This is a genomic window from Bacillus sp. CGMCC 1.60114 (assembly GCF_042676365.1).
Lineage (GTDB): Bacteria > Bacillota > Bacilli > Bacillales > Bacillaceae_G > Bacillus_A > Bacillus_A rhizoplanae_A.
Window position 1 is genome coordinate 605470 of the sequence record NZ_JBHTHG010000118.1, and the last position, 22551, is coordinate 628020.

General features: G+C 34.3%; 23 protein-coding genes and 1 pseudogene. 7 read left to right on the top strand and 17 right to left on the bottom strand.

Annotated elements, in window-relative coordinates; genetic code table 11:
• Positions 1-6: 6 nt before the first annotated feature.
• Complete coding sequence (gene kynB, locus ACFQZ1_RS24345) at positions 7-636, bottom strand: arylformamidase (RefSeq protein ID WP_377884740.1); 630 nt, start codon at positions 634-636, stop codon at positions 7-9.
• A gap of 2 nt (positions 637-638) precedes the next feature.
• Complete coding sequence (gene kynU / locus ACFQZ1_RS24350) at positions 639-1925, bottom strand: kynureninase (RefSeq protein WP_377884741.1); 1287 nt, start codon at positions 1923-1925, stop codon at positions 639-641.
• A 161-nt stretch (positions 1926-2086) separates the two neighbouring features.
• Between kynU and ACFQZ1_RS24355 the strand changes: the two genes are divergently transcribed.
• Together ACFQZ1_RS24355 and ACFQZ1_RS24360 are read left to right on the top strand one after the other, a co-directional pair.
• Positions 2087-2698 (top strand): TetR/AcrR family transcriptional regulator, encoded by a 612-nt coding sequence (locus ACFQZ1_RS24355; protein ID WP_377884742.1) that lies wholly within the window; start codon positions 2087-2089, stop codon positions 2696-2698.
• 224 nt (positions 2699-2922) lie between these two features.
• Entirely contained in the window at positions 2923-3762 is an 840-nt protein-coding gene (locus ACFQZ1_RS24360; RefSeq protein WP_377884743.1) for an oxidoreductase, read from the top strand.
• A 60-nt stretch (positions 3763-3822) separates the two neighbouring features.
• On the opposite strand, the gene ACFQZ1_RS24365 is transcribed toward ACFQZ1_RS24360, so the two are convergent.
• Positions 3823-4629, bottom strand: coding sequence for a Cof-type HAD-IIB family hydrolase (locus tag ACFQZ1_RS24365; protein WP_377884744.1), 807 nt, complete (start codon positions 4627-4629; stop codon positions 3823-3825).
• A 228-nt stretch (positions 4630-4857) separates the two neighbouring features.
• Here ACFQZ1_RS24365 and ACFQZ1_RS24370 point away from each other — a divergent pair, with 228 nt between their 5' ends.
• Positions 4858-5583 (top strand): MBL fold metallo-hydrolase, encoded by a 726-nt coding sequence (locus ACFQZ1_RS24370; protein ID WP_377884745.1) that lies wholly within the window; start codon positions 4858-4860, stop codon positions 5581-5583.
• Between the two features lie 163 nt (positions 5584-5746).
• Here the strand turns inward: ACFQZ1_RS24370 and ACFQZ1_RS24375 are convergent, their stop codons facing one another.
• The gene (locus tag ACFQZ1_RS24375) at positions 5747-6379 is read right to left on the bottom strand and encodes a LysE family translocator (protein ID WP_377884747.1); all 633 of its coding nucleotides are present in this window, start codon (positions 6377-6379) and stop codon (positions 5747-5749) included.
• Between the two features lie 387 nt (positions 6380-6766).
• Here ACFQZ1_RS24375 and ACFQZ1_RS24380 point away from each other — a divergent pair, with 387 nt between their 5' ends.
• Positions 6767-7210, top strand: a complete 444-nt coding sequence (locus tag ACFQZ1_RS24380; protein ID WP_377884748.1) for a YmaF family protein — start codon at positions 6767-6769, stop codon at positions 7208-7210.
• A 238-nt stretch (positions 7211-7448) separates the two neighbouring features.
• Here ACFQZ1_RS24380 and ACFQZ1_RS24385 read toward each other — a convergent pair whose 3' ends face one another.
• From ACFQZ1_RS24385 to ACFQZ1_RS24415, 7 genes and pseudogenes are all read right to left on the bottom strand, one after another.
• Positions 7449-7856 carry a CBO0543 family protein gene (locus ACFQZ1_RS24385; protein ID WP_377884749.1) on the bottom strand — a complete coding sequence of 136 codons (408 nt, stop codon included), beginning with the start codon at positions 7854-7856 and terminating at the stop codon, positions 7449-7451.
• Complete coding sequence (locus tag ACFQZ1_RS24390) at positions 7822-9012, bottom strand: DUF2515 domain-containing protein (protein ID WP_377884750.1); 1191 nt, start codon at positions 9010-9012, stop codon at positions 7822-7824. The genes ACFQZ1_RS24385 and ACFQZ1_RS24390 overlap by 35 nt, the downstream gene beginning before the upstream one ends.
• Before the next feature lie 304 nt (positions 9013-9316).
• Positions 9317-9892, bottom strand: a complete 576-nt coding sequence (locus ACFQZ1_RS24395; protein WP_377884751.1) for a GNAT family N-acetyltransferase — start codon at positions 9890-9892, stop codon at positions 9317-9319.
• 58 nt (positions 9893-9950) lie between these two features.
• Positions 9951-10335: pseudogene (locus ACFQZ1_RS24400) on the bottom strand (HIT family protein).
• Positions 10336-10388: 53 nt separating this feature from the next.
• Positions 10389-11438 (bottom strand): P1 family peptidase, encoded by a 1050-nt coding sequence (locus ACFQZ1_RS24405; RefSeq protein WP_377884753.1) that lies wholly within the window; start codon positions 11436-11438, stop codon positions 10389-10391.
• Positions 11439-11590: 152 nt separating this feature from the next.
• Positions 11591-12181: an ATP-dependent Clp endopeptidase proteolytic subunit ClpP gene (gene clpP, locus ACFQZ1_RS24410; RefSeq protein WP_377884972.1), complete on the bottom strand. Its 591-nt coding sequence runs from the start codon at positions 12179-12181 to the stop codon at positions 11591-11593.
• 9 nt (positions 12182-12190) lie between these two features.
• Complete coding sequence (locus ACFQZ1_RS24415; RefSeq protein ID WP_377884754.1) at positions 12191-12886, bottom strand: RNA polymerase subunit sigma-70; 696 nt, start codon at positions 12884-12886, stop codon at positions 12191-12193.
• 182 nt (positions 12887-13068) lie between these two features.
• Between ACFQZ1_RS24415 and ACFQZ1_RS24420 the strand changes: the two genes are divergently transcribed.
• Together ACFQZ1_RS24420 and rpiA are read left to right on the top strand one after the other, a co-directional pair.
• Positions 13069-13389 (top strand): 2Fe-2S iron-sulfur cluster-binding protein, encoded by a 321-nt coding sequence (locus tag ACFQZ1_RS24420; RefSeq protein ID WP_377884755.1) that lies wholly within the window; start codon positions 13069-13071, stop codon positions 13387-13389.
• A gap of 24 nt (positions 13390-13413) precedes the next feature.
• Positions 13414-14094, top strand: coding sequence for a ribose 5-phosphate isomerase A (gene rpiA / locus ACFQZ1_RS24425; protein WP_377884973.1), 681 nt, complete (start codon positions 13414-13416; stop codon positions 14092-14094).
• A gap of 71 nt (positions 14095-14165) precedes the next feature.
• On the opposite strand, the gene ACFQZ1_RS24430 is transcribed toward rpiA, so the two are convergent.
• The 4 genes from ACFQZ1_RS24430 to recQ form a co-directional block, all read right to left on the bottom strand.
• On the bottom strand, positions 14166-16274 hold the full coding sequence (locus tag ACFQZ1_RS24430; RefSeq protein WP_377884756.1) for a HelD family protein: 2109 nt from the start codon (positions 16272-16274) through the stop codon (positions 14166-14168).
• Positions 16275-16458: 184 nt separating this feature from the next.
• A complete protein-coding gene (locus ACFQZ1_RS24435; protein WP_377884757.1) occupies positions 16459-16929 on the bottom strand; it encodes a DinB family protein in 471 nt (156 codons plus the stop codon).
• 314 nt (positions 16930-17243) lie between these two features.
• Positions 17244-17639 (bottom strand): gamma-glutamylcyclotransferase family protein, encoded by a 396-nt coding sequence (locus tag ACFQZ1_RS24440; protein ID WP_377884758.1) that lies wholly within the window; start codon positions 17637-17639, stop codon positions 17244-17246.
• A 25-nt stretch (positions 17640-17664) separates the two neighbouring features.
• Positions 17665-19782, bottom strand: coding sequence for a DNA helicase RecQ (gene recQ, locus ACFQZ1_RS24445; RefSeq protein WP_377884759.1), 2118 nt, complete (start codon positions 19780-19782; stop codon positions 17665-17667).
• Between the two features lie 498 nt (positions 19783-20280).
• Here recQ and ACFQZ1_RS24450 point away from each other — a divergent pair, with 498 nt between their 5' ends.
• Entirely contained in the window at positions 20281-20640 is a 360-nt protein-coding gene (locus tag ACFQZ1_RS24450; RefSeq protein WP_230576793.1) for a cytoplasmic protein, read from the top strand.
• A gap of 114 nt (positions 20641-20754) precedes the next feature.
• Here the strand turns inward: ACFQZ1_RS24450 and ACFQZ1_RS24455 are convergent, their stop codons facing one another.
• Together ACFQZ1_RS24455 and ppaC are read right to left on the bottom strand one after the other, a co-directional pair.
• A complete protein-coding gene (locus ACFQZ1_RS24455) occupies positions 20755-21207 on the bottom strand; it encodes a DUF6884 domain-containing protein (protein WP_377884760.1) in 453 nt (150 codons plus the stop codon).
• A gap of 286 nt (positions 21208-21493) precedes the next feature.
• Positions 21494-22426 carry a manganese-dependent inorganic pyrophosphatase gene (gene ppaC, locus ACFQZ1_RS24460; RefSeq protein ID WP_377884761.1) on the bottom strand — a complete coding sequence of 311 codons (933 nt, stop codon included), beginning with the start codon at positions 22424-22426 and terminating at the stop codon, positions 21494-21496.
• Positions 22427-22551: the final 125 nt, after the last annotated feature.

The window sequence follows — 22551 nt, forward strand, 5'->3', positions numbered from 1 at the left end:
CTCTTTTTATAATGGTTTTATAACAGCACGAACCGGGCTACCGTCTGCATCTGTTAACAAAAGCGGCAGAGCTATAAGTTCGTAGTCTCCGTCTTGTACATTTTCTAAAACAACATTTTCTAAAATGTGAATGCCGTGTTTAAATAATTCATGATGTGCTGCTAGCTCCTTATCATCAAGCGGATCAACAGATGGAACATCTACACCGATTAAGCGCACACCTTTTTCATGAAGATAGGGTGCAAGATCAGTACGTAAATACGGAATTATTTCAGGAAATACTTGTGGATTTGTTTTTGATGAGGTCCGCAATAATAATCTACTAACCCCTTCTAAATCATGCATTTTTAATTCTTTCGCTCCTATGCTTTCATAACCCGTTACATCAATAATTCGAGCAGGACCGATGTAAATGTTAATATCAAGGTCACTTACTTTTTTACCATCATTATCAAAGTGAAATGGCGCATCAATATGTGTACCAGTGTGAATACTCATTGAAATTTTACCAACATTAACAGATCCGCTCTGTTCTTTTGTCCATGACACTTCATAGGAAAAAGGTGTATCGCCAGGCCAAGTGGCAATATTATTGTTTAGAGGTTGAGAAATATCAATCCACTTATTCTCTTTCATCCTTATGCCACAACCTCTCGTTTATTTTCGAATTGTTTATACTGCTCTTCCACCATAATCTTTTTCAAAATTTGTACGGCTTTCCATACTTCTTCATACGAATTGTATAAAGCGACAGGAGCTAAACGAATACCGTTTGGTGCACGAAAATCTGGAATAACTCCATTCGCTTTTAGTGCCTTACAAATACGCGCTGCTTCTTTATGTTCTAAATAAATATGTCCACCTCTTATTTCATCTTTTAACGGATTACCAATTGTAAAGCCCATATCTGTTAATTCATGATGTATTAGATTTATCATATAGCGTGTAATATGAAGAGATTTTTTTCGTAATCGCTCCATACCCGCTTCTTTAAAAATTTCTAAAGAACCGATAAGCGGTGCAACACTTAACACATGCGGTGTACCAATTTGATATGCACCTGCATGCTCAGCTGGTGTAAGCTCGTGCTCCATATCAAATTGTTTATCTTTTCGAGAACTAAACCAGCCTGCTAATCCTGGTAAACGATTGAAATGCTTTTTGTTAACGTACAGGCCGCCAACTCCACCTGGACCGGCATTTAAATATTTATAATTGCACCAAACTGCAAAATCGACGTCCCATTCTTGAAAGTGATGCGGAATAGAACCGATGGAATGACAAAGATCAAAGCCAATATGAATACCACGTTTATGTGCTTCTTTTGTAAGAAGCTTCATATCTAAAATTTGCCCGCTTCGATATAACACGGCCGGAAGTACAATGAGCGCAATATCTTCTGTCATTGCTGTAATGATATCTTCTTCATGCAACATTCTTCCATCTCTGCTTTTCACTTGAACAAGATGTTCGACGGGATCTAGTCCTTTTAAACGAATTTGGCTCTGCAATGCGTAAATATCAGATGGAAATGTTAATTCATCGGCAAGGATTTTTGTCTTCCCTTCCTTTGGTTCATAAAACGTAGCGACAACTTGATGTAAATTTGTTGTCGTGGAACCGGTTACAATCACTTCTTCTGGTGAAGCGCCAATAAGCGGAGCGCTCAATTCACCTAATTGTTCGGATAAAAAGTACCAAGGATACTTCCCTTCTGTCCAACCATCAATACCGTATTGTTTCCACGAATCAAGCATTGTAAGTAACGACTGCTCAGCTCGTTTTGATAAAAGTCCAAGCGAATTTCCGTCTAAATAAATGACATCTTCTTTTTTATAAAATTCATGTTGAAACGATGCAAGCTCATCATAAATGTCGCATTGACGAGCATACTCGTAAGATGGTTCAAATGGGTTTGAATACATTTTTTCACCTTCTCTTTAATTTTCTTTTAATTCTAATTAGTAAAAATATATCATCAAAACTGACATAACGTCAATGACATAATATCAGTTGACATTATATTACTGTTTCCCCTAAAATAAAGTTAATTTTTCTGATATTTCAGTATAAAGGTGTGGTACATATGAACAAAGATACTTTCTCAGCTAGACAACGACGTTCACTAGAAACGAAAAAGAAATTACTATTCGCTGGTCGTGAAGTCTTTATAGAACAGGGGTTTCAAAAAACAACAATTTCCCAGATTATAAGAAAAGCGGAAACAGGATATGGAACCGCATATGTATACTTTAAAAATAAAGATGATTTACTTATTGTATTAATGGACGATGTGATGAACCAATTTTATACGATCGCAGAACGTATCTTTCAACCAGTAACGAAGCAAGAAGCACGTAGTATGATTCGGCAGCAAGTACATGCGTTTTTGCAAATGGCGGAAATGGAAAGACAATTATTACAGGTCGTTGAAGAAGCAATAGGTACTTCTAAGGATGTTCGCCACAAATGGAGTGCTATTCGTGAACGATTTATTGAGCGAATTGTTCAAGATATTACGTATTCACAAAACAACGGTTTAGCACGTAAGGATTTGAATTGTTTTTTAGTAGCAAGGAGCTGGTTCTTTGCGAATGAAATGTTTTTATGGGAAATTGTACGAAATGAACGAGAGTTTTCTCTCGAAGATATTGTACATACATTAACAGAAATGTATATGGGTGGGCTTTATTCATAAAAATTAGTTTGTCTATACTGCTTAGATTATTTTAGGGAATAAAAGCACTTTAGTAATATTTCCCTGGTAAGCGCATATTCTGACATAAAAAAAGCAAATCCCCTAAAAATCTACTTTTTTATGTCAGAATATAAATATACCTATTTAAACAAATCTATTGAATCCCCCTTCCTCCTTTCGATATGATAATATCAAACTGCATTCCTATAGAAAGTGAGAAACAAATGACAGAAAAAATTGCGATTATTACAGGTTCGTCAAGCGGATTTGGGCTTCTTACATCATTAGAATTTGCTAAAAAAGGCTATCTTGTCATTGCTACGATGCGAAACATTGAAAAACAAACAGAATTAATAAAACAGGCTACATCGTTGCATATAGAACAAAATATAAAAATTCATCAGTTAGATGTAACTTCCAAAGAGTCTATTGGTAAATTTACAGCTTTTATAAACAACATTGAACGGGTAGATATTCTTATTAACAATGCGGGCTACGCAAGCGGTGGTTTTGTAGAGGAAATTCCAATTGAAGAGTACCGTAAACAATTTGAGACAAACGTGTTCGGAGCTATCGCAGTAACAAAAGCTGTTCTTCCAATTATGAGAAGACAAAAACGAGGGAAAATTATTAATGTTAGTAGTATTAGCGGGAAAATGGGTTTCCCTGGTCTCTCCCCTTATGTTTCTTCTAAATATGCACTTGAAGGTTGGAGTGAATCTCTTCGCCTAGAAGTAAAACCGTTTGGGATCGAAGTTTCATTAATTGAGCCGGGATCATATAACACAAATATTTGGGAAATCGGACAAAAACTTGCGGAAGCTACTTCAGGATCTGAGTCTTCTTACAAAGAATACATGAAGAAAATTGAACAACATATTCATAACGGCAATGAGACTTTAGGAAATCCGAAAAATGTTGCTGAGAAAATAGTAGCTATTGCTGAATCGCAGCATCCAACTTTACGTTATCCAATTGGAAAAGGTGTAAAGTTAATGATTCTATTAAAGAATCTACTGCCGTGGAAATGGTGGGAATTTCTTGTTTTAAGCCGTTTTAAATAATTTCAAAAAAGACAGCTTGCGGGCTGTCTTTTTTACGTAACAAGTAATAATCATACATCTTTAACTGTTATTGATGATACAAATTAACTTTTCTAATACTTCCGCTACACCCTCTTCATCATTAGATTTAGTAACGAAATACGCCATTTCTTTTAGTTCAGGTATTGCATTTTCCATAGCAATTGGAAAACCACAAGCATAAAAAAGCTCTAAATCGTTCCAATCATCACCAAATGCCATTATGTTGTTCATCGGAATATGATTTTGAACACAAAGATCCATTACAGCTTGTTTCTTAGAAACACCTTTGGCCATAATTTGAATTAAAGTTCCTGAGTCGGTACATACAGTGTTTACTTTATGTTCAAATTGCTTGTGTAATTTCTCGTAATACGGATATTCTGAGATTAATAATTTCGAAGCATGGATTCTTTTAAATTCATGTAAAGAAACTACAATTGGATTTACAATTGTATTCATAGATTTACTATAATCTAATGATTTGTTACTGTACCACGTATCTTCTGATTCAATAGACAAACACGCATCCGAATGATGAGAAATTACATGCTCAATTATTTCATTTGTAACAGTTGATTCAATCGTATAATGTTTTCTGTATTCTGATGTATTGTCAATGGTTAAAGCGCCGTTGTAATACACAATAGCTGCTATCTCTTGAAGTTTCCGAGGAAGAAAGGCTTTTACTGAACGTGGGGGTCTTGCCGTTGCAAAAATAACAGTTACTCCTTGTCTATAACATTCGAGTATGGCTTGTTTATTTCGTTTAGATACTTCTTTTTGTGAATTTAGTAACGTACCATCTAAGTCTAAAACAATCCCTTGAATATTTGATATAAGATCCATGTAAATATCTCCTTGTTTGAAAGTATTTTTTCATATTCTACATACGGTATAGAAATCCTCCTCTCTATTTAATTGAATCTAATAATAAATTAAAAAATTATTGACAAAATATTTATTTTATGTTATGATTAATTATTTATAGTTGACTTAAATTTCAAAGGCGTGATAAGTTAATCTATGTAGTAGTTAACTACAATACAAACACGCCTATTAAGGGGGATTTAATCAATGAAGGTTTCGAATGGAGTTGCAATGCTTGAATTAAAAATACAAGGTTTCGTTTTACACCCTACACTTATTTTGGACGATGAAACAGCTGTTTTAATCGATACAGGTATGCCTGGACAGTTAGATCAAATTCGTGCTGCTATGAATGATGTGGGGGTTCCTTTTGAAAAATTAAAAGCAATCATTGTAACACACCAGGATTTAGATCATATAGGAAGCCTTCCTGAAATATTACAAGAAGCTATTCATCAAATCGATGTGTATGCACATGAACTTGATAAGCCATATATCGAGGGGATATTCCCGCTTATTAAAACAAATCCTGAGCATATGAATAAAGATGCATGGGCATCTCTTCCTAAGGAAATGCAATTCTTATATAAGAATCCTCCTAAATCTAAAGTAGATCATTCTTTAGAAGATGGACAAGAGCTTCCTTATTGCGGAGGTATTCAAGTAATTTATACACCTGGACATACCCCTGGTCATATTAGCCTTTACTTAAAGAAAAGTAAAACTCTTGTTGCCGGTGATTCTATGATATGTGTAGAAGGTTCTTTACAAGGACCTGTTGAGAAAACAACATTAGATATGAATACGGCCCTTTCTTCTTTGGAGAAATATTTAGATTTAGATATCGAATCAGTAATTTGTTATCACGGAGGCATATGTATAAACGCTCCAAAAGAACAAATTAAAAATCTTGTAAATCGAGTTGAAAAATAAAGTATTAGATTAGGTGTGCGATTTAAAATACTTAAAGAACGCAATAAAGTAGATTTTTAGATACAATACCTTCAAAAGAAAAGCCTCTTTAATATTTTTAAAGAGGCTTTTTATATTCACTTAAATCTTTATACAACTTTTCTAAAAGGGGGCATTTGTTTGCTTATTGAGGAGCTTTTGCTTGAAATAACTTCAACCCCATACCGATAAAAATGATTCCTGTTATTTTGTTCAATACTTTTCCTATCTTTTCGTTTCCTCTTATTTTTTTTGTAACATAAGAAGAAAAGTAAGCAATAAATAGACACCACAACAATCCAGTAATCGTAAAAGTAAGTCCTAATATAATAAAAGATATAGGACTGGAAACTTTTGTATCTATAAATTGCGGGAGAAACGCAATAAAAAATAAGGCAACTTTCGGATTCGTAAGACTTGTTAAAAGTCCCTGTACATATATCTTTTTAATGTTCAGTTTACTCGGCGCATTAGCTTGAAAGTTTACATTCGTTTTATCAATAATCATTCTAATTCCTAAATAGACTAAATAGATAACACCAATGATTTTAATAGCATTAAACAATACAATAGATTTTGTAAGTATGATGGATAATCCAAAAGCAACTAATAACGTGTGAATTAACGAACCGGTAATAATACCAAAAACAGAATACACACCTGCTTTCCTACCTTGCGAAATACTTCTTCCCACTATATACATTGTATCAGCACCAGGAATTAGATTTAAAAGAATTCCTGTAATTAAAAATACCTCATAATTTATTATTCCATACATTTTGACACCTCTTTCTATTTTTTGGTGCCCTTATTCATAATAAAACAAATTTTATAAAAACAACAGATTTTTACACTGTATTTTATTCCTTTTCTTTTGCTATGATTCATAATACCGTTACACGACAAAATTTCTTTATAAATATCATTGGTGGTCAATTTATCCCGCTATTTGCGGACAGTAAGACCCCCACCTCAAAATTCAGAGAGAAACAAAGAAGATCGTTGGAGAACAACTGCCCGTAAAAGCCCAATTGGTGAGAGCTTTCCATCAGTGCGGGATGAAGAAACCCCCCACTGATGGAAGTTTCATTTTTTCTTAACATATATTCTTACTAATTATAATAAAATGTACCATAATCCTATAATAAAGGGAGGCATTATCTTTATGAATAGAGAATTTTCAGGTAGAGGAAAACAGAGAACAGAAAATACATCTAGTACGGAAAATATACCTAGCATAAACACTAATAAAGAAAACGTAACAGAAGCAGCTATAATATCTGCAGGAAAATCACCATCGACGGTTCAGACACATGTGCATGAATTTGTTGCTAGTACTAAACTAGCAGGAGAAGGAAACGATAGGCATAATCATCGTTTTGCTGGATTTACAAGTGAAGTAATTCCAAAAGGAGATAGTCATGTACATATAATAATGGTTAATACTGACTTTTTTAATCATCATCATAAGGTCGCAATAGAAACAGGTCCTGCCATCCCTGTTGCCGATGGAAAACATGTACACTATGTTAAAGGAACTACTACATTAGACGACGGACATGTCCATGAAATAGAATTTGCTACTTTAATTCAAAAACCTCTTATATGAAAAAAACGCTGATGATAAAAAGTCAGCGTTTTTTTGTATCCTTTATACATGTAAAATCAACATAACGCGCGTTATTGGAAATAAATATGGTTGCTCAATTAGCACTCGTTAACTTAATAACATCATCCATTTCCTTCATTGAACGGATAGTTTTTTAATAAACCCTTTTTAAATTTCAATACAGGACTTCGAACAATCTTTTTGTTTATTATTTAGATCTCTTTAACACAATTTCCTGTTATTGAAACCAACGATAAAACTTCCATATAAGAATCATGAAGAGTGTGTATCCGAAAAAAGAATAAGAATGATGCCATGCTTCGCTATGAGTGAACCATCCTAACTGCTCCGCAAACCGTTCAGAAATACTCATACAAAGTCCAATCAAAGTGATAAATAGGATTTTTAAAAATGAAGGTAACATTCTTGCAATCCATAAAAAGAACAAAGTAAAGATTGGTAATATCAATAATGTAAACGCGACATTTATTGTAAATATATGCGGGAACGGTCTTACTGGAAAGTCATACATTTGTTTACTGACAAACAGTAAATCTAAATATGTTCCAATCAAACAAGAGAAAATGATAGTAGCTACAACAGCTTGAGAGTTACTCCTCCCTTTCTTCTTCTCGGAGCAGGACATTTTTTTTGACCAGTATGGCAAGTTCGATTTTTTCAAGCGTTTTGCAGTATTCATTATAAATCTTTCCATTTGTGTTTTCTCCCTTATCGATTAAATAGTCCATGATACGCCAGTCTTCAAACCAGTCTTTACTTTCCGCTTCTTCATGATGAAGATCTTTCCATGCGTATATTAATCGCGGACTATATAAACGGTTTGCGCCTTTTCTTAATTGGCAGTTTTTTATTCGACGTTCATAAAATGCACGAGAGAATGATTCATTCACATCATAAAATAAATGCGGCCAGTAGTCTTTTCGTGAGCCAGTATGCGGATGATCATGAGCCCAATTTACTACCCTTTGTAAGACGTTCTCATGTCGAAATAGCAGTGAGTATAATCGTTTTCCGAGCAAAATCCGCTCATGCAGGGAGGTGAAATGTCTCATCGTATCACCAAATAGCAATGTTTTTTGTTTGGTCCCATCTTTATAGAATGGAAAAAGGATATGATTAAAGCGGAAAAAATCATAAAGTTTGAATCCAACACTACTTAGTACGGTCTTTTTAAAATGAGGATTTTGAATAACTCTTTTTTCTAAATAGCTTTGTTCATTAATAACAGTGGCAATAGCTAATGTATAGTGGTCACCTGTGTTCCAAAAATGGTTCCATATTGTTTCCATAAACGTTGATACATGGAGAAAAGGTAGAAGATAAAACAATCTTTTAGATTTTTTCACACTTTGTTCGTATAACAAAAATTGTGGATACACATCCTGGAAGATTAACCAGTTTCCTCTTTCTAAAAAAGAAAAGAAGGTAAGTTGATCTTTTTCTGATAATAATCTGGTATATAACTCTCCTCTTAAATCTGTCATATTCCAACCACCATTACGTGATACCATATGTCCAAGCAGTGCCCAATGTATCTCTGGGTATCGGAGGTAAAAGCGATAATAAGCATGCGTTCGCGTCACATTATTTTTGTTGTGCTTTCTTGTTTGCTCTTTAATTTGGTGAATTAGCATAGTCTCTTCTTCTGTTAACCTCCATGTTTTAACAGGAAGTTGTTTTTCTTCACATTTTTTCTTTAATTCATTTTTCACCTCTAAAAGAGAATGCGGGATCGTTTTGGAAAAGTTTTTCCATTTTCTTTTCCGGTCGTTATGATGCATTCCTTTTCCTCCCATTAATATGAATGTCCTTCTATTATTTTATTACGAACGTTAGAGATAAATGATGATTGTTTTTTCATACAAGAGGTAGCCGCCAGCAAGATAAAGCTAGAAAAAAAGAGATACCTCAAAACAAAAAAATATCTTTCTACGATTATTTTTTGTTTTGGAGGTTCTCTGTTTCTCTAATTTGCTAGCAATGCAATGGTGGGCGAATAATGATTGATAGAGGTTTATTACCGATTAAAACTTAAATGAAGGTTGTTGCTTCTCTAAGAAAAGCATAAACTAAGTGAATGTAACTTTATCTAAATCTTTTATAATCCTCTTGAAGAATACTATATATTTCTAAATCAACGATTCCTTTTCCAGACCATAATGTAGCTTGTCTTAATAATCCTTCTTTTATAAATCCGTTCTTTAAAAGTACTTTCTTTGAGAAGTCATTTGCTGGCATAACCTCAGCTTGAATTCTATTAATATGGACATCCTCGAATAAAAATTTTACTATTGTATGAACTGCTTCAGATGCAATACCTTTTCCCCAATGCACTTCTGCTAAAAAGTATCCGATTGTAACCATATTGACCTTTCGATTAAAATCCATTGCTTCAATGATTCCAACTAATGTATCACTTTCATTCTTTCGAAAAATCCCCCATTTAATTCTACTCTGTTTATTATAGTCCCTCTCAAAGTGTTGAATCATTTTACTTACCGTCTTCATATTATGTTTCGGTATAATTCCGCAGTATTCAAACACTTTATCGTTATTGAAGATTGCATATACGTCCTGTAAATGAACATCTTCAATTTTCTTTAATACTAAATTTGCAGATTCCAAAACTGGAAATTCTTCAAAAACTATTTCAAAATCCATGTTACTCTCCTTCTTTATATTCATATTCATTCACCAAATACATTTTAATCCTTTCATATTATAGTTCGATTTCTTTTTCTCTTTGTAGAGGCGCCCCTGACCATGATGCAATTTTTGCTGGGGACCAAAATTCTTTCGGAGTGTTCGAATAGTACGGGATAAGATGCCTGTGCATATACGGTACACCATTTCCAGATACAAATGCATAAATATGTTCCGCACCTTCGCATTCTTTTAAAGTTTGGCTCACTCTGCTAACGGTGAACCCGAATACTTGCGCTTCTTTTTCACTTAACTCTACCAATCCCGGTGTGTGTCTTTTCGTAGCGATCATCAGATAGTCTTGTTTTTTCTTCCCAATAAACATGTCCAACATAGACAAAATCAGCTTCATAAATGACACCACCTGGTACGGATATACTTCCTTCGTGTTGGTTACAAATAAAATAGTTTTGATTATGAGAAAATACACATAATCAAAACTATTGTTAATCTGTTATTTTAAAATTTCTACTAATTTATCTAACGGCAATGCATGTACTTGTCTTTGTTTTTGTCCTGTTATATTTTCCGCCATACACATAGAATTAATAATTGCTTCTTGAACAGATTCAATTGCCGCTTCAAATATAAAATCTAGCTGCTCTGATGGAAACATATCGACTGGATAAGCTTTTTCGTTATCATAAGAATAGCAATTCCCAGTGGAAAAAGTCAGGAAGAAATCGCCGCTACCTTCTTCGCCAATACCACCTAACCTAGCCATTGCTAACGATGCTCGTTTTGATATTCTTTCACATTGCGAAGGTAATAACGGAGCATCTGTTGCGACTGTAACGAGAAGAGAGCCTGCGTTTTCCGGAGTACTCCATGGTAGTGGTACTTCCGTTTCATTTAATATACTTCCAACAAGTTTATTATTAATGATAAGATCTTCTCTTCTACCAAAATTGGTTTGTACAAGAGCACCAACTGTATAAGTACCGGATTCACACTCAACAATTCGGGAAGCAGTACCGATTCCGCCTTTAAATTCAAAACAGATCATTCCTGTGCCACCACCAACATTTCCTTCTTCAACTACTCCAGATTTAGCATGTATAATCGCTTCCTCTAAATCTCCATATGTCATGGAGGTTTTTTCTAAATTACTTAACCAACCATCCCAAGTCTCTGCTACTATTCCATTTGAAAAAGGTTCTAAATTTTCGATTCTTCTTGTAGCGCGCGAAAGAAAATGGTGAGCTAATCCAAGTAAATGACTGCCGGTAAAAACAATAGGTGTTACTAAAGTACCTGTTTCATCAATCCAATGACTTCCAGTAAACTCTCCAGTTCCATTAAAAGAAAAGAATCCTGCTGGGAAATGCGCCCCAGCTAGATTTCCATTGTTAGGTAGAATAACTGTAAGTCCTGAACAAACATCTGTGTGTAAAATTGTTTTGTGACCGACGATTACTCCTTCTACATCGGTAATTGCGTTAAATGTTCCTGGTTTTAATTTTCCGATATGAATATCTAAATCTCTTAATCTTTTTCTTTGCATTATAGGCCCCTTAAATAATATGTATTTTATATATAAATAACAATGAATATATAATATTTTCATTTTATTCCATTAATTGAGAAAATTCAATTGTTTTCCGATCTAAAAAAGAGGCCATTGAACAATAATGTTTCAATAACCTCTTTTCAGTGTTAACCGATGATTCCGTCTACAATACCATACGCTTTTGCTTCTTCTGCACTCATAAAATAATCTCGTTCTGTATCCTTTGCTACTTTCTCAACTGGCTGCCCTGTTTTATCGGCAATGATTTGATTGATATGTTCTTTCAACTTCAAAATCCGTCTTGCAGAAATTTCAATTTCAGTTGCTTGCCCTTGCGTTCCGCCAAGTGGTTGATGAATCATAATTTCACTATTTGGTAAAGCGAAGCGTTTCCCTTCTGCTCCTGCCAGCAGCAATAATGCTCCGAATGAAGCAGCTAAACCGATACAAATGGTTTGTACATCCGGTTTAATATAATTCATCGTATCTAAAATCGCAAAACCAGCAGAAGTAGAACCACCAGGACTGTTTATATAAATAGATATGTCTTTCTCTGCATCTTCTGCTGCGAGAAATAACAACTGCGCAACAACACTGCTGGCGACTTGTTCATTAATTTCTTGACCAATCATAATGATTCTATCCTTTAATAATCTGGAATAAATATCATACGAACGTTCTCCAAGTTTCGTTTGCTCTATAACATAAGGAATTGTATTCATAAAAAATCCCTCCAGCATTTTAGTTTAAGCAGCACATGAGAAACAGTTGTAAGAAGATTTTTGATGTAATAAAAGTAATGGTTGTTGTAGCGAGATTCTTGAAAATTTCAGTGTTGGTATAAGGTTTACCAACAACTCTGGTGTTTGTTGCCGAATTGCTTTTACAAGTATTTCAATTTCTTCTTCCATATCTTTTGAAGATACAAAACCTTCCTCTTCTTTTATCATTTTTAATTTATTGCGTGTTCGAAACAAAGAAGCTTTTACGGCCCCTTCTGACATAGAAGTAATGGCCCCGATATCAGCTAAGCTATATTCAAACACATCCTTTAATAAGAAAATGACAGTTTGCATTTCATTTAAACAAGATAGCATTGTTTCGATTAAAGCGTATAATTCAGCAACGTTTGCATGTGGTTCATAAGAAGCTTCTTGATTATTTTCTCTTTCATATGCTTTTGTTCGCATTTGATCCAGCCATTGATTACGAGCCACTTTGTATAACAACGTTAAACAAATACTTTGGTTACATTCCGCATTTGTATATTTCTTCAATACTTTACATATCGTTTCTTGTGCAAGATCTTCTCCGTCCCATGTGCTTTGTGTTAAAAATGTACAATAACGCTTTAGTTCCGCATAATGTTTAACAATAACAGATTTATTTGATTGTTGAATATCCGAATCGGATTGTGAAATCATCTTTCTCTTTGTATTCAAAGTGATCACTCCTTTTAAGCGCGCTTACTTAATAAACGATTTAACAAAGAAAAAAGTTACGGCATCTACGAATTTTTCAAAGTAATTTTTTCACTAATGAAACGTTATATAGTCTTATGTTTACCTTATACATGGCAAGGTGATAATTATGTTATTAACATTTTATACAAGGAGGAGTTAAAATGCCAAAAATAACCGTTCCAGGAACAGGAACTTTCGAAGTGGAAACCGGAACAAAATTAGTATTAGCACTGGAAGATAATGGTGTAAACGTTCTTCACCGGTGCGGTGGAAAAGCAAAATGTACAACTTGCCGAGTAGAAATATTAGATGGTGATTTTTGTGAACCTAACAAGGTTGAAAAGCATGCATTTGCGGAAAAAGGTGTGGAAGATTACTTACGTTTATCGTGTCAAGTGTATGTAAATGCAGATATGACAGTACGTCCTGTTTTAACAGTGGAGACTTCCGGAATGGATGCGGGACCAAGGCCAGCTGAATAAATTGTACGATGAGGAGGTAATATGTTGCATGCAAAGCGCTTAGCTGGTGAATATGCTGTTGATTTCATAAGAGAAGGTATGACAATTGGACTTGGTACGGGTTCAACTGTATATTGGACAATACAAAAATTAGGAGAGCTTGTAAGAGAAGGTCTAGCGATTCGTGGTGTACCTACTTCTAGACAAACAGAACAACTTGCGAAAGAGCTACAAATTCCTTTAGTGTCATTATCTGAAGTAGATGAACTTGATTTAACTATTGATGGAGCAGATGAAATAAGTGATGATTTACAATTAACAAAAGGTGGCGGCGGTGCACTTCTTCGTGAAAAGTTAGTTGCAACTGCATCAAAACAGCTTATTATTGTAGCAGATGAATCTAAATTAGTGTCCCGTTTAGGTGAATTTCCATTGCCTGTTGAAGTTGTTCCTTTTGCAGCAGAGCATACAGCACAGAGAATCCGCACATTATTAGGCTGCACAACTACTTTACGTCTTCAAAATAATCAACCATACATAACAGACAATGGAAATTTTATTGTAGATTGTGCTTTTCCTGATTTCATAACAAATCCAATTGAAACACATCAATTTTTGAAAACATTAACAGGTGTAGTTGAGACAGGTTTATTCATTAACATGGCTCAAATAGTTGTTATTGGTCAAAGTAATGGTGTGAAAAAATTAATATCTCAGAACAAATAGATGTAGCCCTAAAGGTACTAGTATAAAGTACTTTTTTGCGCTACATCTTTTTAATTTCTGTTCTAGTTTGATTAAACATCCATCCTTTCTTCATACAATTCTCTTGGAATTTGTTGAATTAAAGGTGAACATGTCCCTGAATAAAAAATCCGTAAGTCATGTAGAGAACGAGTACATCCGACATACAGCAATTTAGCATCTTGTTTTGTTTGTTTATAGTGAGCCTCATCTACATCGATAAGTAGTACTGCGTCGAATTCTAATCCTTTTGCTAAATAGACAGGAACGACTGAAATACCACCTTCATATTTACTTTGATTGGCTTCTATTATATTTGTAGAAATACCAGCTTCTGTGAGTTTTCCATATATCTCACGGCACTCTTCCTCAGTTCGTCCAATGATAGCAATCGTTTTTACATGTTGTTCTTGCATAGTCTTCACAGTAGATAAAACAGATTGAAATTGATCATTCGTCGAGATTATTTTTACACTTTCGCCACTGCGAAAGACAGGATTGGCAAGTCCTACAGGAATATTAGCATTTTGAATGACTTCATTTGCAAAGTGAATAATTTCCTTTGTTGAGCGGTAACTTCTCGTTAATTCGAAATACTGGGCATTTTGATTAAATACTTCTTGAAACTGTTGCCAATCGTGAATACCTTGATATTCATGAATAGCTTGTGATAAATCACCTAAAATAGTAAAGGAGTTTCCAAGTGTTATTTCTTTTAAGATGAAAAGTTGAAACGGGGAAAAATCTTGCGCTTCATCAATCACAACATGATGAAATTTTTGCTCAGGTTTTATTCCCTCTAAATAGTGATGTATATAGATAAGCGGTGCTAAATCTTCTAGAGTAACCTCTTTTTTTCGGCAATTTTTTGCTGTTTCTTGTATAAGCTCAGCTGGCAACACACTTAAAATATCTTCTTGTTTCATTAACATACTGTAAAAGGATAGTGCATTCATCTTCGGCCAAAACTTTAAATAGCTATTAAGTCTTTGCGTTGCTTGTTTTTTTAGTTGCTTCTTTTTATTTGTGTCTGAGATCGTCTTGAGTTCCATCTCAATCCAGCGTTTCATACGAGCAACAATCCGTTCTCTTCGCTTTCCTAACGGATAGTGTTTATATTCCGTTTCAAACCACTGCTGAATTACCTCTCCTTGTAATACTGAATAGTCCCAAGGCTCAAAATTTCTCGTTAGCACAATACTTTTTTCGTAATCGGACAGACTCTGATTGATAAACGCTTGAAAGTCTATGGATCCTTTTAATTTACCAGCCGCTATCTCATCTTTGTCCTTATGAATAGAGAATGCTTGTTGTAATTGTTTATCAGTACTCTGTACAGAAACACTATTTTCTAAAGTATGTAATGCCCAATCTTGAAACGTAGTTTGATGAATATCACCAACACCAAGCTCTGGTAATACGCTAGATATATAATCAAGGAATATACTGTTAGGTGCAAAAACTATCATTTTCTCAGCACGAAGCTGCTCGCGATATTGATAAATTAGAAAAGCAAGACGATGCAAGGCAATCGTTGTTTTTCCACTACCTGCAACACCTTGAATAATGAGAGGGACATTTTTTTCCGCACGAATAATTTCGTTTTGTTCTGATTGAATCGTTGAAACGATATCTTTTAACTTGTTATCTTTATTTTCTCCTAAGCGATAGAGAAGAAAGTCATCCGCAAGTGATAGATCATCACTTCCTCTTACATATGTATCTACAACTCGTTCTAATGTTTGCTTTCGAATAGCAATGTTCCGTTTTAAGTGAACAATTCCTTCAACGATTCCTTCTGGAGAATCATAAAAAGCTATATCCTCTCCTCCAGTAAATGAATAAAACATACTTGCAACAGGTGCTCGCCAATCAACGACGATTGGTTGCTGTGTTTCCTCATCAGAAGCGCCAACTTTACCAATATAGACAGGTTTTTGCTGTAGCTCTCCTTCTTCTTGAAAATCTAAACGCCCAAAATAAGGTTCCTGACTAGCGATTCGAAGTTTTTGGCGATTAGATTCTCGCATAGTTTCAAGCACTTGTTCTGTAAAATTTTCTCCGTAATACACTGGAGTATTCTCTAGCTTATCCAATTGCTGATTAATTTGCGAAAGCGTGTTATTTAATTTCTCTAACTCTAGTTCAAATATTTCCTTCATGTTCGTATTTCCCTCCTATTCGTTGAAATTTTCAGTCGAATATTAATTCTATTAAAAATGAAGCCTGTAAGTCAAGTGTTTAGAGGGAATTTTCTAAGGGAAATCTATATGCAAAATCAAAAGGAGCTATCTCATCTGAGAATAACTCCTTTTGAAAGTCATCAAATTATGTTTGGGGATTTTGTTAGTTCTGTATTCCCGCGTGTTCAATGATGCGCTTCATCGCTTGAATTTGTCCTAAGTGATTTGCTTCATGCATTAATGAAAGACCGGCTAATTCTCCAAAGGTTCCAAGTCCCATAAATGGTTTTTCCAGTGTTTCATTTAACCGTTCAGCTGGAATTTGTTGAAGACGAACTAACTGATCTTTCAACTCTGTAATGAGTTTATCTACTGTAGGTACATCTCCCTTCCAATCAGCCGGTTTTGTACCATTTCCAAATAGCTCGATATAATTTGTAGGAAGATGCGTCGTTTTATGTGGAAAGCCGAGCATAAACTGTTCAGTAACCGTTAATACATGGCCAATATGCCATTGGATCGTATTGTTAAAACCGGCTGGCTGTACATTTGTTATTTCCTTTGAAAATGATTCTACGTTTTTAATAAAATAACTTCTTGTCATCGCAAATTGTTTAAATATTAGTTTATTCATACCTTGCGCCCCTTTCAGATCTCTCTCATTCATTAGCGTATTAAAAATCTGGATAAATTAGAAGTGACATGAAATAAAGATCGATTATATTCTATACGAATCATTCATATCATGTAAAGCGGAATGACTTCATACAAATTATCATATGTTCATTTGTATATAAGCACGAATCATAAAATAACTACACGAACTGTTTCATCCATTCTGGTGAAGGCATTTGTTTTTTTATTTGTTCTGATTGAATCATCGGCATGGTTTCTCTATCTTTCTGTATATATTTATGAAAAAAGGAGAGGGTTCTCCCTCTCCTTCCATTATCTATCCTTATATAATAATTTACGATAGGATACCCAATCACCTTCTACAATCTGATGCTGCAGCATATCTTGCTTTTGTGATATATATACATAAGCTTCTAATATCTTTTCGTTTATATAGATAGCTTGTGTAATTCGGTTGTATAGATCTTGTTCAGAGTCCCCTGTATATTCTTCTAATTTATCCAAATCCCTTAATACAGCATCTGTTACTCTATATACTTCCCCATATACTTTCTTACCCTTTGAATGAATCATCGCTGGATACCCTTCATTCGTATCAAATAATGAACCGTATGTCCAAGCTTCGTTTGCAATACATATGGAATCTTGTAAAAAATGAGCGTTTGCTTCATTTTTTCGCAGCGTTCCATATACAAAAACATAATGCATATTCTCATCCCTCGCTATCACTCTGTTATTTGTTCATTTGTATATAAGCACGAATCATAAAATAACTAATATTATCAGGAAGCTGTTCTTTAATAGCTTTTAAACCACCTTCAGCTTGCCCTACTGCGGATGCAATCATAGATTCATATTCTTTCGGAACAAAGCTTGACCAATCTACTTCCATTCCTTCCTCAAAACAACGAATTAAATGATTTTCTACAGTTTGCTTGGACAGCTCGCGTACTTCAGCGATATGAGAAAGTGTATCTCCCTGTTTATACATTTCATATGTAACATGATGAGAATTTTTCATTGTCTTTTTCGATTGCTTTCGTTCTATTATAACTTCTGTCGTAATCATCGCATCTATATCGGGATTCTGTTCGAGGAAGTTTGTGATAACTTGTAAAAATACATTCCCGTATTTCTCTAGTTTATGTTCACCGATTCCTTTTACTTGTAGCATTTCTTCTAGTGTTTTTGGCAGTTTTGTACACATATCTTGCAATGTTTGATCAGAGAAAATAACAAACGGTGGTACTCCTTCTCCTTGTGCAATTTCTTTACGCACATGACGCAATTCTTCGAATAATGGATGATCTTTCACAATTTGTTTTGTTTCTACTCTTTCTTTTTGAAAAATAAGCTGGTTACCAAGTAGAACGTCTTTCCCTTTTGTTGTTACTTTTAATGTTGGATACGTCCCATGCTCAACTGCAATGAGATCCTCAGAGATTAAAAACTCAATGAACTCACTAACTTCTTTTACACTTTGATTTGATAACAATCCATATGTCGGTAACGTATGGAAATTAAATTCGATTACCTTTTTATTTTTTGATCCTGTTAATACTTGCGCAATCATTTGTTTACCGAAACGTTGATTTGTTCGAATCATACATGAAAGTACCATTTGTGCTTCCTTTGTAACATCGACACTGTTTCGATCATCTGTACAATTGCCGCAGCGACCACAATCTTGTTTTGGCTCTTCGCCAAAATATTGTAAAATAAATGATTGCAAACAATTCTCTGTATGGCAGTAGTCTGCCATATGTTGCAGTTTCTCCAGTTCATTAGAAAATCGAGAAGCTCCTGTTGATTGATCAATTAAATATCGCTGTACTTGCACATCTTGCGGAGAATATAGTAGGATACATTCACTATCTAAACCATCACGTCCAGCACGTCCAGCTTCTTGATAGTAACTTTCCATGTTTTTCGGAAGTTGATAATGAATCACGTATCGAATATTAGATTTATCAATTCCCATTCCAAATGCAGATGTTGCAATCATTACATTTACTTCATCTCGTAAAAAACGTTCTTGCTGTTCATTACGATCGTTATCATTCATACCAGCATGATAACGTGCTACAGAAACGTCTTCTTTATTTAGTTTTTCATAAAGTTGATCGACAACTTTACGTGTCGCTGCATAAATAATACCCGCTTCTTTTTTATTTTGACGAATATACCCTGACAAAAAGTCATCACGGTCTTGTCCTTTTACAACGGAAAACGATAAATTCTCTCGTTCAAAAGTCGTCATAATCGTATTATGTTCTGCTATTCCTAAAGTACTGCAAATATCTTGTCGCACTTGCGGTGTTGCTGTTGCAGTCAATGCAAGTACGATCGGCTGTACTGGAAGATAATCAAGTACACGATGAATATGTAAATAACTCGGACGAAAATCATGCCCCCACTGTGAAATACAGTGAGCTTCATCAATTGCAATTAACGGGATTTTCATATCAATCAGTTGATCAATAAAATCAATAGAATCAAGACGCTCCGGCGCAATATATAACAATTTATAATGTCCTTGTTTTGCTAGTTGAATGCGCTGATTGGCTTCTGTAATTGAAATAGAACTATTAATGTACGTAGCCGGAATTCCGTTTTGTGTTAAGGTATCAACTTGATCTTTCATCAGTGAAATAAGCGGAGAAATAACTAATGTTGTGCCCTCTAATACGAGTGCTGGAATTTGGTAACATAAAGATTTACCGCCACCTGTTGGCATAATACAAACTGTATCTTTTCCATCCAATATATTTTTAATTGTTTCATCCTGCCCTCTACGGAATGACGAGTAGCCAAAATAGGAAGCTAAAAGTTCTTGTGCTTTTGTAAACAAAAAAGATTCACCTGCTTTTCTTAGTCTTTCATCTATTAGCATTATATCATTAGTTAAAAGTCATTGTACTCTCTACTTCTCTCCAACACTTCGTATGCTTACGAATAATTATTAACAACTTATGCAAAGCTAGAGAAAATCATTTTTAGTAATAGCCTTAATAAAAAAATGACTAATATCAAAATTATCATTCGCTATTTGATATGATTATTTCCATTGTTATCTAAGATAATTTTTGAAAACAAATTACATGTATATAATATTTGCTTCTCCAACATAATGAACGGATTCTTTTCTAAATCCACCTTATCCCTTTACATTTAACTTATATCGATATATTTTATTAGTATCTTTTTTTATACCGTATTAATAGGCAGTAAGGCCCCATCTCAAAATTCAGCAAAGGCAAAGAAATTAGTTGGGAGATGTACTGCCCGTAAAAGTCCGATTGGTGAGGGCTGATTAAAGTTTCACTTTATATTTATAGGAGGCAACATATTGATTAACGCAATAGGTATCGCTTTTATTCTTTCTAATAAGCCTGAAAAGAAGAAAAAAGTTTATCTTAATGATAGATTTGCACTAATAGACATTATTGAATCTAAAGATGTATATGATTCTGAAGGTAACCCACTAGTAGAGCTAACATGTAAATATAGCATTTATCTAGATGAAAAATACTATTGTAAATCTCTCGAAGACTACACTGGACAAGTATTCCCTTTCCTAAAGGAAAAAATCGGAAAAGGTCTTGTTAGAAATTTAAATTATTATTTTTCACATATTGATATATACGATAAAAAACCACCAGTTAAGGAAATAAGAAATCTTATGAAGCAAGTTATAAACTATAACTAACATTGAGTATGATCCTAATGAAATTCTCTTTAAAATAAAGGGGAATCCCTAATGCCCCTTTATTTTTCAATAACTAATTATTAATCTTCCTCATAAATCAAATTCTTTTAACTTTTACTGAATCTCGTTATGATTTTCAACTGCCTTCTTCAGCCCCTGCAACATATATCCAATCCCTTTACAGCCTTCTAATGGATAAGAAATGATCTCTTCTAGATATAACTTTGTCACTACTTTTTTATGCTTCTTACCTGCAAGCAGAACAATTTCATCAAAGTCTAGCAAGTCTTTATCTATCATCTGTTTTTTTAGTTGTTCTATATTAATAATCTCACTACTTTTCGAATTAAAAGCAAGATCATAGTTTTCTTTCACTATATCGGTTGGCAGTAAAAACCCATGCTTTGCGGATAAAATAACCCAGTGTGTAAAAAATTGAGAAGCATACGCTTGGCACGCTTTTCCGAATGGACTAATGTACACTTCTTTTGCTTCTGTCGGCCCTATATTAGGAAATTTATCCCAAATCTTCCTTTTCCCACATGGAATTATGCATAGTCTTCTCATTGTTACCTTCTTACCTCTTTTCTCTTTCAATCCTATATAATCTGCTTCATTTTTTCATTATTACTTTTAAGCTATGACATAATAATTAGCAATAAAATCATAGCATTTTTCATTCACAGCTAAAAATATCAGGTCTTTCTTTTCTCCCTAGCCACTTTCCATCTTTCCTATATGAAACATTAAAATAACAGATCTTAATATCCGAAATTTTATGCTTCCTAAAAATAAAAAAAGAACAAGTAGACTGTATATCTGCTTGTTCTTTCCTTTTCGTCCAAGTCTTCTCTTAAAGAGTTTGGAATGTTTCTGTTAAAACAGGAACAATTTGTTTTTTACGAGACACAACGCCTTTTAAAGTAGCTGTGTTGTTTTCTAACGTTACGTTGTATGCTTTCTCAACAACTTGTGCAGCTTTACCAATTGCAAGGCCAACGGAATCATTTGTTAAGATGTCAGTAACAACGAATAAAAATAGGTCTAAACCTTTCTCTTCTACTACTGCAGAAATTACTTTTTCTAATTCTGCTTGGTGTACAAGAACATCATTTGTATCAACAGCGTTTACTTGTGCGATTTCAACTTTTGCATCTCCCATTTGGAATTCTTTTGCATCAAGGGAAATTAATTGCTCCATTGTTTTACCACTTAAATCTGCACCTGCTTTTAACATTTCTAAGCCATAGCTTTCTGCATCTACACCAGCGATTTCTGCTAGCTCACGAGCTGCTGCTATGTCTTGATCTGTGCAAGTTGGAGATTTAAATAATAAAGAATCTGAAATGATTGCAGATAACATTAATCCTGCAACTTCTTCACGAATTGCAACGCCGTTTTCTTTGTACATTTTATTTAAAATTGTAGCTGTACAACCAACTGGCTCGCAACGGTAGTATAAAGGATCGCTTGTCTCAAAGTTAGCAATACGGTGATGGTCGATTACTTCTAATACACGAACAGATTCGATATCATTAGCACTTTGTTGACGCTCGTTATGGTCAACTAAAATAACGTTGTCCACTTCGTTTGCTACTGTCTCAACAAAACGCGGTCCTTCTACTTTAAAATGATCTAACGCAAATTGAGTTTCACCGCTGATTTCACCTAAACGTACAGGTTCAGCATTCATTCCTAATTCTTTTTTCAGCTCTGCATAAGCAATTGCAGAACAAATTGCATCTGTATCTGGGTTTTTATGCCCGAAAATAAGTACTTTTTCCATGATTTCCACCTCTTCATGAAAAGGATATCTTAAAGAAGCGAATATGACAATATTTTAGACACATTTTTTTATAAATAATTGCACTTTCTTCTAAACATTTCATTTTGACACATAAAAAAGCAAAG